This window comes from Streptomyces sp. NPDC096046 (genome assembly GCF_040303285.1).
Lineage (GTDB): Bacteria > Actinomycetota > Actinomycetes > Streptomycetales > Streptomycetaceae > Streptomyces.
The window spans coordinates 1-14,163 of sequence record NZ_JBEOSZ010000089.1 but is presented as its reverse complement, the minus strand read 5'-3'; the positions used below and the strand labels follow the sequence as shown (position 1 = coordinate 14,163).

Annotated in this window: 12 protein-coding genes and 4 pseudogenes; 9 read left to right on the top strand and 7 right to left on the bottom strand. The window is 67.3% G+C overall.

The window, feature by feature from the left end:
* Positions 1–81 (top strand): annotated as a pseudogene (locus tag ABTX62_RS37050) (IS5/IS1182 family transposase); the annotation flags it as partial.
* Between the two features lie 232 nt (positions 82–313).
* Here the strand turns inward: ABTX62_RS37050 and ABTX62_RS37045 are convergent.
* The 3 genes and pseudogenes from ABTX62_RS37045 to ABTX62_RS37035 all read right to left on the bottom strand — a co-directional run bounded on the left by ABTX62_RS37045 (position 314) and on the right by ABTX62_RS37035 (position 2,605).
* Complete coding sequence (locus ABTX62_RS37045) at positions 314–538, bottom strand: hypothetical protein (protein ID WP_352120297.1); 225 nt, start codon at positions 536–538, stop codon at positions 314–316.
* A gap of 405 nt (positions 539–943) precedes the next feature.
* Positions 944–2,064 (bottom strand): annotated as a pseudogene (locus ABTX62_RS37040) (DUF4037 domain-containing protein).
* A 340-nt stretch (positions 2,065–2,404) separates the two neighbouring features.
* On the bottom strand, positions 2,405–2,605 hold the full coding sequence (locus tag ABTX62_RS37035) for a type II toxin-antitoxin system VapB family antitoxin (RefSeq protein ID WP_352120296.1): 201 nt from the start codon (positions 2,603–2,605) through the stop codon (positions 2,405–2,407).
* A 105-nt stretch (positions 2,606–2,710) separates the two neighbouring features.
* Between ABTX62_RS37035 and ABTX62_RS37030 the strand changes: the two are divergent.
* Positions 2,711–2,867 (top strand): annotated as a pseudogene (locus ABTX62_RS37030) (IS5/IS1182 family transposase); the annotation flags it as partial.
* Between the two features lie 410 nt (positions 2,868–3,277).
* Here ABTX62_RS37030 and ABTX62_RS37025 read toward each other — a convergent pair.
* A complete protein-coding gene (locus ABTX62_RS37025) occupies positions 3,278–3,538 on the bottom strand; it encodes a hypothetical protein (protein WP_352120295.1) in 261 nt (86 codons plus the stop codon).
* A gap of 439 nt (positions 3,539–3,977) precedes the next feature.
* Between ABTX62_RS37025 and ABTX62_RS37020 the strand changes: the two genes are divergently transcribed.
* On the top strand, positions 3,978–4,517 hold the full coding sequence (locus tag ABTX62_RS37020; RefSeq protein WP_352120294.1) for an SRPBCC family protein: 540 nt from the start codon (positions 3,978–3,980) through the stop codon (positions 4,515–4,517).
* Positions 4,518–4,901: 384 nt separating this feature from the next.
* Here ABTX62_RS37020 and ABTX62_RS37015 read toward each other — a convergent pair whose 3' ends face one another.
* Positions 4,902–5,618 (bottom strand): TetR/AcrR family transcriptional regulator, encoded by a 717-nt coding sequence (locus ABTX62_RS37015; RefSeq protein WP_352120299.1) that lies wholly within the window; start codon positions 5,616–5,618, stop codon positions 4,902–4,904.
* A gap of 181 nt (positions 5,619–5,799) precedes the next feature.
* On the opposite strand from ABTX62_RS37015, the gene ABTX62_RS37010 reads away from it, so the two are divergent.
* Both ABTX62_RS37010 and ABTX62_RS37005 read left to right on the top strand, forming a co-directional pair.
* Positions 5,800–7,404, top strand: a complete 1,605-nt coding sequence (locus tag ABTX62_RS37010) for a CocE/NonD family hydrolase (protein WP_352120298.1) — start codon at positions 5,800–5,802, stop codon at positions 7,402–7,404.
* Positions 7,307–7,672 (top strand): transposase, encoded by a 366-nt coding sequence (locus tag ABTX62_RS37005; RefSeq protein WP_352120293.1) that lies wholly within the window; start codon positions 7,307–7,309, stop codon positions 7,670–7,672. Before ABTX62_RS37010 ends, ABTX62_RS37005 begins: the two co-directional genes overlap by 98 nt.
* Here ABTX62_RS37005 and ABTX62_RS37000 read toward each other — a convergent pair.
* Positions 7,626–7,985: a hypothetical protein gene (locus ABTX62_RS37000; RefSeq protein ID WP_352120292.1), complete on the bottom strand. Its 360-nt coding sequence runs from the start codon at positions 7,983–7,985 to the stop codon at positions 7,626–7,628. The genes ABTX62_RS37005 and ABTX62_RS37000 overlap by 47 nt on opposite strands.
* A 733-nt stretch (positions 7,986–8,718) precedes the next feature.
* On the opposite strand from ABTX62_RS37000, the gene ABTX62_RS36995 reads away from it, so the two are divergent.
* From ABTX62_RS36995 to ABTX62_RS36985, 3 genes are all read left to right on the top strand, one after another.
* Positions 8,719–9,801, top strand: a complete 1,083-nt coding sequence (locus ABTX62_RS36995; RefSeq protein ID WP_352120291.1) for a bifunctional DNA primase/polymerase — start codon at positions 8,719–8,721, stop codon at positions 9,799–9,801.
* On the top strand, positions 9,798–11,324 hold the full coding sequence (locus ABTX62_RS36990; RefSeq protein ID WP_352120290.1) for a DNA primase family protein: 1,527 nt from the start codon (positions 9,798–9,800) through the stop codon (positions 11,322–11,324). Before ABTX62_RS36995 ends, ABTX62_RS36990 begins: the two co-directional genes overlap by 4 nt.
* A gap of 190 nt (positions 11,325–11,514) precedes the next feature.
* Complete coding sequence (locus ABTX62_RS36985; protein WP_279541821.1) at positions 11,515–11,898, top strand: DUF6009 family protein; 384 nt, start codon at positions 11,515–11,517, stop codon at positions 11,896–11,898.
* 609 nt (positions 11,899–12,507) lie between these two features.
* On the opposite strand, the pseudogene ABTX62_RS36980 reads toward ABTX62_RS36985, so the two are convergent.
* Positions 12,508–12,684: pseudogene (locus ABTX62_RS36980) on the bottom strand (VOC family protein); the annotation flags it as partial.
* 371 nt (positions 12,685–13,055) lie between these two features.
* On the opposite strand from ABTX62_RS36980, the gene ABTX62_RS36975 reads away from it, so the two are divergent.
* Positions 13,056–13,667: a hypothetical protein gene (locus ABTX62_RS36975; RefSeq protein WP_352120289.1), complete on the top strand. Its 612-nt coding sequence runs from the start codon at positions 13,056–13,058 to the stop codon at positions 13,665–13,667.
* The last annotated feature ends 496 nt before the right edge of the window (positions 13,668–14,163 follow it).

Below are 14,163 nucleotides of genomic sequence, written 5' to 3'. Positions count from 1 at the left end.
ATCTTCCGCAGATCCCGCATCAGCCCGAACCGCATGACCGTCATCGCCAAAGCCGTCCTCACCCTGGAGAGGCAACGCTGAAAACGCTCACTGTCCCAGCCGGGGCCCTCCGCGTGAGCGCAACCTGCCTGCCGTCGTCACAACAACAAACGAAGAGAGCTCTTGAAGGGTGACAGCCCGGTCGATCTCGGCATCCGGAATCCCTTGCTTGAGCCATACCTCCCGAAAGAGCTTGAGGTAGCGGTGTGGAACACGCAGCCCGTGTCCCTCGACGAAGTACCGAGCTCGCCGCGGGCCGAGGACCGCATCCGGACTACGGGACCACGCCCGTGCCGATGTTCAGCTGCGCGTGCAGGACGGCTCCCCGTCCGCCGCCGGAGCGTTCGCGGAGTATGCCGTCGAGGATCTGCCTGACCTCGGCGGCCTGCGACTCGGTGAGGTCGGCGAGCCACGTGGCGCCGATCGGGTTACTGCCGCGGAGCGTGTCCAGGAGCTCGGCGGCGGACGCGAAGGACATGTCCACCGTCGCCTGCCGCACGGCGACGTCGCGCCTTGTGCTTGTAGCAGCGCACCGCTATGTCGCCGAAGAAGACGTGGCCGTGCTGCCGCAGGCCAGGCATGCGGAGGAGGTCGTCAGGATCCAGCGGGACCGTGGCGCTCTGCGTCAGGTCCGCGAACCGTGAGCGCGCGTACTCACGGCTGATGGGCATGGCCGGATGGTGGCAGCAGCCACTGACAATCCCCCGTGAGCTGGGCGCCCCTGCCGGTCCAATGGAGTGGAAGCCATCCGGCGGCTGCACCAGCGCGCCTGCGATGCCGTGGTGCGGAACACGAAGGCGTCCTCGATGAACGGACCGAGGAACTTGATGCCGCGCGGGCGGCTAACCGGGGAACTGACCCGGGCACTGGACCAGGCCCGCTGAGGCGGTTTCGTGCTTTTCCTCTATTCCCTGAAGGCGGAGCTTTCAGAAGGAGGGCTGACCGTTGCGCGGGTGGCCGCGTGTGTCAGTTCCGGGCGGCTGAGGACGTCGGTGCTGTCGATGAACTGGTCGACAGTGCCGATCGTCGGCAGGGCGAGGATGGCCGGGTCGGTGATGCGGGTGGTCAGGGCCCTGGCGAAGCGTTCGGCGTGCAGAACCTGAAACGGCCTGTCGTGGTAGGGCCGTGTGGTGGGGTCGACAGGGTCGGAGAGGCCGAGTTGGTTGTGTGCGGCCGCGACGGTCTCGTAGGCGCGGGCGAGGTGATGTTCGCGGGTGTGCCAGTCGGTGGCGGCGAGGGCCGCGGTGAGGACCGGGGTGAGGGCGGGTGCCTGGGGGGTACGGGCGAAGGCGCTGCCGGTCCATTTGCTGTAGGGCGGGTAACGGCGGTTCATAAGCAGACAGAGCCGCATCAGATCGCGCACCAGACGGGCGGCGACGACGGCGGAGCCGAGTTCGTCGCCCACTTCGCCGCAGCGCCCGACAAAGGCTTCTTCCTGGGAGATGCGTTGCCACTGGCAGGCGAGCAGGTGGAGCCAGAGATCATGGGGGTACCAGTCGAGGGCGGTTCGGGCCGGTGCGAGGTGGCCGAGTCCGTCGTGGAAGACGGCACCGGCAGTGACCTCGGCGAGGCGCTGGGTGGGGGTGGCCAGCCAGTCCGCCAAGGTGATGCCCTGGCCCGGGTCGAATCCCAGTTGCGCGGTGAACCAGGTGCTCAGGTCGGTGACTTCGACTCGGTGATGCACTGGCCCGTCGGTGGTTTGCATGACCCCGATGCCCGATTCATCGGTGGCGGCGAAGTGAGTCGGGTAGCCGCTGAAGGTCTTCGGCAGGCGTTCGGAGAGCAGTGCCGTGATCCTCGTTCCGTGACGGGTGACGTCCTGTGGGTGCAGGAAGACCTGCAGGCGGGGCCCCACTCGTGGTCGGCGGAACGGGCGGTGTCGAATCCCAGGACTTCCGAGCCGCTGCCGAGACGGGCGGCGGAGTGCGTCACCCCGGGGACGATCTCGTCCAGCAGGGGCCGCACGGCTTCGAGGTAGAAGCGACGCGAGAGTTCCAGTCCGGGGATGAAGGACGGCGTGGTCATGCTGAGGAGAGTGCCGGATCGGCGTGTGAACGGTCGAAGGCTTTTCCACTCCGGCAGACCACGGTCGACTACGCGTACGGCCGGCCCGATCCGTCAACGGCAACTACCCGCCGCCCGCCAGCAGAAGCCGACCGCAGTCATTCGTACGGGCCTAGCTAGGAACGTCGTTGCGTACGCGGACAGGCGGATCACTCAGATGCCATCAGAGACACTCCAACCAGCGATAGCACCACAGCTGTGGCACTAAGGCCTGTCCCGCAATTGTCCTCCGCCGTCTGTGTCGACCCATGGATGCGTCGCCAGGCAGCTTGAGCGGCGGCAGGCGGCAGGCGGCAGAGGCTCAGCCTTGCGGCTCCTGCGGCTTGACGTCGAGCTCGCGAAGATTTTGGTTTTTGAGCTCGGTGCGGGCCTCCGTGCGGTGGCCACGGGCGATGTAGTCGCGCACAACCGCCTCGATCGCGTCCTGGGGCGAGCCGATCCCAGCCAGGACCATCACTTCCACTACCAGTTCGGCGTCGAGACTGATATTGACCTTGGCCATCGTGCCCCCTCATCGTGTCGCACGCGCACTCTAGCTGCTCATGGCTCCGTAGCGTGCGCTCAAGATTCGATCTCACGAGACGGTCCAGAGTGGGATGATCTTGGTGTGGCTGGTGTGACCACGGCGTCGGAGCCGTCCTGGATAGCCCCGTTTCACCGGGCTGAGCCCGCGTCAGTTCGGCAAGCCCATCACCGCGCTGCGGCGTGAAGGCGCGGCACCAGCCCGGAGTGGGGCAGTGCTGACGATCCCCTTCCCTCAGCGGATGAGCAGCTGCCGGAGCTGGACCTTTCCTCGCAGTCCCACCGACCTGCTCCACGCGAGCTATTTGCACGGCTTTGAGGAACTCGGTGCACTGATCGCGACCCTGCCGCGTGAGCAGGTGGCTGAGGCCGCACGCAAGCAGCTGCGCAGACTGGCCGTCGAAACGGGCCTGAACACTGGGCCCGGGCGTCGAACTCCGCACCACGCACGTCGACCTCCAAGCCGCAGCCACCCAGCTCGGCCAGGAATCGTCCTACCCTGAAATCACCGAGTGGGCCGACTACTTCCTGCACGCTCGCACAACCGACGCCGGCGCCCTCACAGCCTTCGCCTCACGGGACGGACGCGACCACAGCCCGTGACACCCGCTTCCCATCCACAACAGCGGACAGCCGAACACCGACTACACGATCAACGCCGCCTACCAATCTCAGACCCCATCTCCTCCAGGACCGTGATGGTGTGGCTGACCGGCAGGTCCAGGGCCCGTAGCGGGGTGAAGATCTCCGTGTGCCGGATGACGTCACCCTCGATGTAGCCGGTGAGGACGTGGGCCAGGCCCCGGGTGACGGCGATGCGGATGTTGCGCCTTCGGCCGCAGGCCCCGGCGAGCCGGTGGGCGAGGTACTTCGCCCAGGTCAGCCGGGGGCCGGCCAGGTCGGCGTCGGCCAAGGTGAGCCGACTGTAGTCACGGGGGTCTGTTCCGACCACAGAAACTGCCGCCAGCCGGCATCCGGGCGCCAGGCCGGGTGCAGGCGGCTGCTTGCGCGGGTCTCCCCGCTGCCCTCCGCGCCGCCGTGCCGAGGGCGTCGGCCTTCTGCGGTAGTGCATCCCGACGAAGCCCAGCTGGTGCCCGACGGCGGCGAGCCGATCCCGCACGTCAGTATCGTCTGCCGACTGGCCTGGTGACGGCCTTCGCGCTGAGGCGGGCCTGGCACCAGCACAGGAGGCAATAGTTCCACTTCAGGTGGCTGGACTCGGCGGCAGCCGGCGCAGGTGCCCGCATCGTGAGTGCGACCGAACATGTAGCACCTGTCGTGGCCTAAAGGGCCTGTTGCGAAAGTGGATCAAGGTTGTGGATGATTCCGGAGACTGACATTGGGGGCGCGACATGCAATGTACCGATGGCCCGAGTGTGCACTGCGATGTTCATGTCGAGGCAGACGTGCCGCGGGTCTGGGAGCTGGTGACTGACATTCGTCTACCTGCCCGGCTCAGCCCGGAGCTACAGCGCGTCGCTTGGCTCGATGGCGCGGAACGGCCTCTGGTAGGTGCGTGTTTCGAGGGCTACAACCATCACCAGCAACTCGGCGAGTGGCGAACCGTCTCCCATGTGGTCGAGCTGGACGAACAGCGGGTGTTCGCCTGGGTCGTCACGGATGCGGACGGCCGATACGGAGAACCGACGTTGGATCCGGCGAAATCCATGGCGTCCTGGTGCTACGAACTCGCGGCCGAGGGCAGGGGGACCCGACTGCGGCAGTCGGCTCTCATCGGGCCGGGCCGCAGCGGAGTCACGCTGGCTCTTGAGCGCTGGCCGAACCGGGAGGAGGAGATCATCGCCTTCCGGATGAAGGAACTGCGTGCCGGAATGGAGGCCACCCTTCGCGGCATCAAGGCGCTTGCTGAGGGAGCTCAGCTTGATCATTGACCTCACTGCTGTTTTCAGGCGGACGTGTTCGCTTAGGGTTTCCATTTGTTTCACGGTCTTCCCGGGCTCATGGCGTGGGGCTGGCCTGCGGTTCTTCGAGCCGGGTGCGCGTCCGGGGCCGGGCTTGGAGGGAGGGCCTGGGCACGTCGGCGGGACGGGCGGTCCTCACGCGGAGGTGGCGGAACCCGCAGCGGACCCGGGCAGGGTGTCGGCGTACTCCTCTGAGTACTCCACCGAGTACGGAGATCCGTCCACCCGCAGAAAGGCTGTGAGCCAGTCACGTCATCCCGCGGGGCTTGGCGGTGGCAGGGCGGTGGACCTCCAAGCCGACGGTCTGTTCCTCACAGGCGCCGCGGGCGGGACGCCAGTCACAGCCGTGGCGCATCAGTCAGTATCGAGACCGTCGATCAGGCGGTTGAGGAACCGGGTGAAGGTGGCGTCGGGAGTGAGGGGGCGTCCCGGAGCGGAAAGGGCTTCGGCGAGTTCCGGGTGGCAGCCGTCGGCGGCGACAGCGGCGAGGTAGCGGCCCTCGGCTGCGGCCCGGTCCGGTGATCGTGAGACTGCGGCCTGCGCGATCTCATGGGCAGCGTGCCCGGCCACGAATGCGGTGATTTGGGCGAAGACCTCTAGTTTCGCCGCGCCGTCCAGCCCGGTGGGCCGCAGGACGGCGAGCACGTGTTCCAGGAAGGCCAGCGTGTTGGGGCCCGGAACGCGACGGGTGGCCAAGGCGACGGGCAGCCAAGGGTGGCGCAGCATGTGGGCGCGCTGCAGGCGGGCCACGGTCTTCAGATCGGCACGCCAGTCGCCGCTCGGTGGGCTCGTGACCGTGAGCTCGCCGCTGACGTGGTCGACCATCAGTTCCAGCAGCGTCTCCTTGTCGGGGGCGTAGCTGTAGAGCGACATGACGCCCGCCCCGACCTCGGCGGCCACCCGCCGCATGGTGACCGCGTCGAGCCCTTCCGCATCCGCCAGAGTGACGGCTGCCGCGGTGATCGCCTCCCGACTGAAGGAGGGCCTGCGGCCCCTGCGTGGCTGGGTGGGACGCAGCCAGAGCTGTTCGGGATCGACGCTCTCGGCACCGGACTTTCCGTCGCTGGACACGGCCTCCCACTCCTTCCCCTGGTTGTTGAGGCGGTTCTTGCCAAGGTCATCCAAGCATCCACTATTCTCGTACATCGTACTGGAATAGAGGAGGGGAACGATGCCATCACGCACGCCCGATGCCGTAGCCAGACCAGCCTGGGTGCCACCCGCCGGAAAACCGCCGCTGTCTTCCCGGATGATGAGGGCGACCTGGCGAGGTCTGCCGGCGAAACGGCACGAGGCTGGATGGGAGCCGGGATTGTCGGTCCCGGCCGCCGACGGCAGCCCGTTGATCACTGACCACTACTTCCCGCGCGCCCAGGGCGACTTCCCCACCCTCCTGGTCCGCTCGCCCTATGGCCGAGGCCTGCCGTGGTCACCGCAGTTCGGTCTGCTCTTCGCCGAACAGGGCTTCCACGTGATCCTGCAGAGCTGCCGCGGCACCGGAGGTTCGGGCGGCGTGTTCGATCTGTGGCGCAACGAGGCCGTCGACGGCCGAGCCACGGTGTCCTGGCTGCGCGAGCAACCCTGGTTCAACGGAACACTGGGGACCGTCGGCCCCAGTTACCTGGGCTACGCGCAATGGGCCCTCGCTTTGGACCCACCGCCAGAACTCAAGGCAATGGTGGTGCAAGTAGGGCTGCACGATCCCTACGCACTGTTCCACGCAGACGGTGCGCTGCGCCTGGAGAATGCCCTCGCCGTGGGCATGGGCATGAACTACCAGCACCAGGGCATGGCACCGTTCCTCAGGGCGGCGCTGCGCCTGCAGCGCCGCCTGCGCGACGTCACCACCGCGCGGCCCCTGCGTGGCGCGTACGTGTCGGCCCTCGGCAGCGAACTGCCCTGGCTGGACGACGTGATGACGCACCCGGACGCCAAGGCCGCCTACTGGCACGGCGCGTCGTTGGCGGAGTCGGCGGAGCGGCTCCGCGTGCCCACGGCTCTGGTCACCGGATGGCACGACGCACTGGCCGACCAGACTTTCGAGCAGTACGACCGGATGCGCCGAGCCGGATGTGAGACCGCCCTGCTCGTCGGTCCCTGGACCCACACCTCCGTCCTGCGGCAAGGATGGCCCGAGGTGTTCGCCGAAAGCCTCGCGTGGCTGCGCGCCCACCTGTACGCCGATCCCTCCGGCCTGCGTCCCACCGCGGTGCGTGTGCACATCGGCGGCGAAGACACCTGGCGGGACCTCGACGACTGGCCGCCGGCCGCGGCTGCCACCTCGTGGTACCCCATCCCCGGCGGGCATCTCACCCAGCAGGCCCCCGCAGACTCCTCACCCGTGGCGGTGTTCAGCTACGACCCGGCCGACCCGACCCCCTCGCTGGGCGGCCCACTTCTGTCCCGCACCGCCGGTCCGCGGAACAACGCCACTTTGGAGGCCCGAGACGACGTCCTGACATTCACCGGTCCACCACTGACCGAGCCCATGGACATCCTGGGCCCCGTCTCCGCACGGCTGAGTATCTCCACGGACACCGGGCACGCCGATGTCTTCACCCGCCTGTGCGACGTAGACCCACAAGGCCGCTCCGTCAACATCTGCGACGGGTTCGGCCGGCTACGGACGGCCGAGCAGGCGCCCTCGCAGGTCACCGTGCCGATGAGCTCCACCGCCCACCGCTTCCCCGTCGGCCACCGCATACGCTGGCAGATCAGTGCAGGCGCCTACCCACGCTACGCCCGCAATCCCGGCACCGGTGAGTCGCCGGTGGACGCCACCACCTTCAAACCGGTGCGCATCACGCTCCACACGCACTCGACCCTGGTGCTTCCCAGCAGCTCTGGGCTCGCGTAATTCGCCAGCCCTCCGAGGAACAGACGACGAGCCGAGCCGTCCGGCCGGCTCGCTCCTCCATGCCCTCTTCACTGTCCGCGCCAACCAAGTGATCGAAGCCTTCATCGACACCGGACACCACAACGCCAAGAGCGAAGGGATCAACCGCGTCATCAAGCTCGTCGCCCGCGTCGCGTTCGGCTTCCGCAACGCCAACAACCAACGGCTACGGACACGCTGCGTCACCACCCGACGAGCCCGGGGCCACCTCCGCACCGCTCGACTTTGAAGACCCACTTTGTGGTCAGGCCGCTCCGGGGCATCTCCACCAGCGCCTGGTCGTCGTGGTGGGTCTTCAAGTGGTCCAGGACGTTGCGGAGACGGTGCTGAGGTCGAGCTTCCAGAGGTTGTCCTCCGATGATTTGGGCCATGCTCAGGTGCTGGGTGTCGTAGAAGACATACGGCTTGGCCTCCGGGTTCATGCTGAAGGTGCCGCCCTTTTTGGCGAGCTTCTCGAACCGCTTCAGCAGCTCCAGCACCGACTCCATGCCGTTGACGGCATCCGCCGGCGGGAGCGCAGGAGCCAGCCGTGACGCGTGCACCGGTGTCTCCGTAAACAGCGGCCCACCGAACGACCTTGGCGATCAGTGACTGTGTCGTCTTCGGTCCCTGTTGCTCAGTCCCTGGACAAAGTGCAGGTCAAGCGGCCATGAGGCTCAGTAAAGGGACCCAAGGGACTCTCGTCCGGAATTATGAGCCAGTCTTGTGCGCAGGTACGCGCGGGCGCATCTGCATGTACACGGGTTGTAGCTAGCAGATAATTGCGGATTCCAGTCCCTACGGTCCCTTGTAAGTGGTTCATTGCGCCTTTGACCTGCGGCGATGTGCAGGGACTGTGGTGAGGGATCAAAGGGCTGCGGCAGGCTGCTTGGTCCCTGTTGCTCCGTGGCGGGCCAGCGGCTGAAGCCGTCTGGGGCACTGCTGGTTGATAAGTCCGGCCTGGTTTCACGGCACCGCCAGGCCTCAGTTCCTGCCGCGCGGCAGGAACTGAGGCCTGGCGGTTATGCGAATTGCGGTCCCTCCAGCCACTCTCAATTCGGACATTCTTCCCATGGGTTGTGCCGTTGAGCGACTCAAGGGACCGTAGGGACTCGAGAAGCTGATCGGCCGCCACGCGGGGGAGCTGCCGCCCGCCATCGTCCTTGGGTTCTAGACTCTCTTCCGAAACACAGTCCCTACAGTCCCTTGGGACCCTCACTGCAGCATGCGGTCACTGCACCAGCTGGGGCCTGTCAGGGACTGAGGGAAAACGAGAACCTCGAAGAAGGACGACGCGTGCCCGGCCCCAGCGCGACGAGAGCGCCTGCAGGTCCTGCGAGGCCTGCCACACCGCATGCCGTTGCCCGGTGGTGCGCTGAGCAGGGCTGGCCTGTCCATCCCCTTGCGGCGGGCCGCAAGACGCCCGCGGGAAACTGCGCAGACTGCAAAGATCAGCACCATCAGCCGGCCGACTGCCCCTGCCTTCCCGCAGGCCGTCCATGTCACGGGTTCCACGCCGCGACGACCAACGCCGCGCGCATCGACGCCTGGTGGTCCCGCACGCCGTCCTGGGGCGTCGGCGTGGCCTGCGGGGGAGCCGACCTGATCGTCATCGATATTGACGCGCACTCCGCGACGGTCCCCGACCGCAACCGCCTCCTGCCTGGCATCGCCATCCACGACTCTGTCGACCTGGACGGTCTGACGTCCGGCTTCGACACCCTCGCGCTCCTGGCGGCACTACGCAGGCAACCCAGTCCCGCCGACGACGACAGCACACTGCGCGTGCGTACCCCCTCCGGTGGTCTGCACGTCTGGTACCGAAACCCCCACCCGGCCACACGTTTCCGCTGCTCGACCGGATCCAGCTCAAAGGTCGCTCTGGCATGGCAGGTCGACGTACGGGCCGACGGCGGTTACATCGTCGCCCCCACCACCCGCACCACCCAGGGGACTTACCTGCGCGAAGGGCCGACCCGACTGCCTGCCCCCCTGCCCGAATGGCTCGGCGAAGAACTCGTGAGGACCGGCCACGTGATCCAGCGCTCACCGGCCCGCCCCAAGCCCGGGGTCCCCCGTGCCCGCCACACCCGAACCGCTGCCGGCGGGCAACGTGTCCTGGACCCGTTGCTCTTGGAGGTCGCCGAGTGCGCGGCCACGCGTGAAGGCGCGGCCTTCACCGAAAAGCTCAACAAGGCCGCATACACGGCCGGAGGACTCACGGCAGCCGGGCATCTCGACGAACGCACCGCGCGAACCCAGCTGCTCGAGGCTGCCGAGGCTGCGCGCCCCTGGCAGAGTGCCCGCAACGAACGCATCGTCGACGACGCCCTCGCCGCCGGGGCCGCCCGTCCGCTCCACCTCGAAGGACGTTCATGAGCAGCGCCGAGACCCCGCGCTTCAACGCCAGCGCTGCCGCTCAGCAGATGCTGGACCTCGAACAGACCGTCCCTCCGCCCGCAGCCCTGCCGGCTCAGGCCACTACCTCGCCCACCCCTTCCTGGGCGCAGCCGCCCCTCTTGCCCGGCACGCTCACCGACCGCGGCAACGCCAAACTGTTCGTCAGGCTCTACCGTGACCAGTTCCGCCACGTCGAAGGCCTGGGCTGGTTCTCCTGGGACGGCTACCGCTGGAAGCGCACCGGAGGCGAGAAAGCCGCCCTGTGGGCCGCGGGTGAGATGGCCGAGGACATGCCGGACAGCGACCCGCGCGGCCTGTTCAGCGACCGCGAGATCCACCACCACAAAAAACGCACCCTGTCCACCACCGGAATGAAGGCGCTCCTTACCCAGGCCAAGGCATCCCCGGACCTCTCCGTCGATCCCGACACCCTCGACGGCGACCCCTACGCCTTGTGCACCCCCGCCGGCGTCGTCGACCTGAACACCGGCCTTCTCCGCAAACCAGACCCCACCCGCGACTTCCACTCCCGCGCCACCAGCGTTGCCCCCCAGCAGACCCCCACCCCGCGCTGGCACCGCTTCCTGCACGACACCTTCGGCGACGACGCCGAAGGCCAGGAAATGATCAACTTCCTGCACCTGCTGCTCGGCTACTCCATCACCGGCGATGTCGGCGCGCAGGTCCTGCCCTTCCTCCACGGACACGGCAAGAACGGCAAGTCCGTCCTACTTGACACCATGATCCAGGTCCTGGGCGACTACGCCGACGCCGCCCCACCCGGATTCCTCATGGACCGCGGCGCATTCTCCGAGCACTCCACCGAGCTCACCGAACTCCACGGCCGCCGCCTCATCGTCTGCAGCGAACTCAAGCCCAACGACAAGTTCGACGAAGCCCGCGTCCGGCTCCTGACCGGCGGAGACAAAATCAAAGCCCGCCGGATGCGGCAGGACTACTTCTCCTTCAGCCCCACCCACCACCTGTGGCTACTCGGCAACCACCGCCCCGAAGTGTCCACCGGCGGCTTCGCGTTCTGGCGCCGCATCCGCCTGCTGCCCTTCGAACGCACTGTCCCCGACCACCGCAAGATCGACAACCTGGCCTTCGAACTCGTCCGCGACGAAGGCCCCGGCATCCTGCAGTGGCTCATCGAGGGCGCCCGCCGCTACCTCACCACCCGCGACAACCTCGAAGGCCCCGACCGCGTCCGCATCGCCACCACCGCGTACGCCAACACCGAAGACCACATCGGCCGCTTCCTCACCGAATGCTGCACCCGCGACCTCGAAAACCAGCCCGACCTACGCGTCGAACAAGGCCTCCTCTACACCACCTACGCCTCCTGGTGCAGCAGCGGCGAAGGCATCCGCCCCGCCGGCGCCCGCGCCTTCGCCACCCGCGTCCGGCAAGAGGTCGGCCTCGCCTCACCCGCCGACATGATCAAATCCAACGGCCGCAAGTACTACCCCGGCCTCGCCCTGCTGGACACACCCTCATGAACCAACCCCCACACCACCACAGCGAACCACCGCGCCGCCACCCCGCCCATCAGGGCACCCAGATGCCCCTACCCGCCCTCACCGGCCCGGCCTACCATGAAGCCGCCAGGGCAGGCTCAACAACAGGCGGCACACCACACCACGAGGCGGACCGCCATCCAGCCCCGCACACCAAGGAGGGCAACCAGCTATGAGCTCGCTACTGACCGAGGGCGATCTCACCCACGAAGCACACGTCGTGTGGCTGGAAAACCCCGAAAACCTCGACTACGTCCGCCAAGCCCTCGACAAGACTCCCCGCCGCCGCAACAAACCCCGCTACGCCCGCGACGGCCGCATGGTCGGCTACGCCGAACTCGACGACCACGCCGAAGCCGACCCTGACAGCGGCCTCTACCGCCGCCGCGTCTTCTTTCTCCTCCCCCACGACCGCGACGCCCAACCCGAAGGCCTCTACCAAGAAGGCGCCCCCGGAGAAGCCGTCGACCCCCGCACTATCGATGTAAGGAAGGTAGGCGAGAAGACCCCCCGCTCACAGAGGGGTCCTGCCGCCATAACCGGCACACGCGCGTGATATTGATCTGCACTGGGTGAATCTGACCGCTCCGGCATGCGTTCTTCTTGACTGGGAGGGATGAGGGCTGGCGCCGGCGGGTTGGGATGTTGCCGTTCTTCGGGCGTACTCGCTCTTGCAGCCCGCCGTGGGCCGCGGAGATCACAGACCGCTTCTCCGGGCTCCTGGCCGATGCTGGAGGGCGTCAGGTTCAGTTGTTCGCGGTGGCCGAGCTGCTGATGGCGGGCAGTAGGGGCGAATCACCCCGAGCTGACGCCTCCGCTGCTGGGCTTGGCCTCCGAGCAGCTGGGCGAGTCGGCCGAGGTCATTGCCCGTCGGGTGGGCCTGCCTGCTGCCTGATCGTCTTCCGCACAGTGGTGCGGGCCGCCGCAAGGTCGGCCTGCAGTTCCGCGACGCGTGAGCTGAGCTGCTCGGCCTCGGTCTTGACCTGTGCTTCGGATCGCTCCAACTGCCCTACTCGGTCGGTGAGTTCGGCGACGCGGTCGGTCAGCTGCCGATTGCTGACCTGGCCGAGTTGCTGACCGAGTTGCTGCCGGACGGCTTCACGGAGCCGGTCGCGTTCGTCCCGCAGAGAAGTGATCTCTTCCCGGGCCAGGGCGAGGCCCGTGCTTACGACGGCCAGCCGCCATACGGCACGGTAATGAGCTCCATGGCGTGGCCGACCGGGTCCATGAACTACACGCCGCGTCCGCCGTCGTTGTGATTGATCGCGCCGGGGTGTTGCCGATGCGGGTCGGCGTAGTGCTCGATGCCGCGCTGTGCAATCCGCGCGTATGCCGCATCAACCTGCTCAGCGGTAAGGAACTCAACGCCCGGGGTGTCCCCCTTGAACTTCAGCGTCCGCGTCTGGATCTCGCGAAACCTGCCGCCCTCACCGGCGCTGAAGCCCCGCGGCAGGAATCGCAGGTACTTCGGATGCGAGAGCATCAGCGCGAAGTCGACGCTCACCCACCTGGTCCCGGTCTCGAGTCATCTCGTCTGATTCGCGCGGCATCTCAGATGATCTGGTCCGCCAGGACACCCTGCCGGCAGCGAGGCTGCCTTCGCCGGTGAGTGCAGCAGCCGCTGAGGGCTCGTGTGCGAAGTTGTCACTGGTGACTGCGATGATCGGCCTGCTGGCGTGAGCACGCCGGTATCGCGACTCTGGGGTGGCTCGAATGGACACGTGGCAGGAGTTTTCGGCGCTGGTGGAGAAGCGACTGAAGGCGGCGTCGTCCGGCGAGCGCGGTGTGTTCGCCGCCGGCGTGGCGGAACGCCTGATGAGCTGGCACGAGGCACTGCCGGAGGACGAACAGGCGCCGTTCACCGTGAGTCTGAGACCTCTGCTGAATTCCGTATGGGAGGGCGTCCTCGGCGACTCGACGGCCTTCTCGGCCGTCAAGCGCGGGGTCGGCGAGTACATGCTCAGCGAGTACTGCCACAACGACGGCCAGGACGGGCCGGACGACGCGGACGAGTCGGCTGCAGCGGCGACGTTGTATGCCGCACATGCCTACCTGTTCAGCTGTCAGGAGTTCGCCGTCTGGACCAGCAGCCGGGCGGTCGAGGCGATCGACCAGCACCTTGAGTACCTGGCTGAGCAAGAGGACGGCGAACTCCCCGAGGACACGGACGAAGCGCTCGCCTCAGAACTGCAGCGGCAACTGCGGGATCTGGACCTCATCGCACGTTACTCAAAGGATCTTCGCCACTCCAGCTTGGGACTGCCCATCGACACCTCCATGCGACTCCGCGTCGAGCTACGCGCTCCTCTTTCGAGCCGGGAGTGATCGCACCAGTGGCCACGGCGGCGGAGCCGAACCAGGTGAACCGAGACGTCACCCGCCATCCACCTTCCCTAGATCAGACCAACTGAGATTCCCAGCGACCCGGCGTCTCAACTGATCTGGTCGTCGCAGGTCACAGCACCGTCAACAGGCCAGATCAGTTGAGACGGGACAGGCCGGACTCTGACCACAGGTCCGCGATTCGAGCATCGGGTTCGAGACTGCCCCGATCAGCGGGGCGGCCCGTACGTTCAGGAGCCGACATGCCCGACACTCCTCTCCGGCGCTCTCGGCTTCGCCGTCCTTCTCGGGCCCGTGGTCGGCCGAGTCGGCCAGTGCACCACACGCATCGCTTCACTAGTGCCGCAGCAGGCAACGTTTGCCCGTCAAGGAGCGGCGTCCGCTGCGTGCTCTCGGCGTGCCGGGTGCAAGCCCTCGTACTGGGTGTACTGGGCTTGCGCCCGGTGCGGCGAGAGTGCGTGCCGGGCGTCGCGACGGG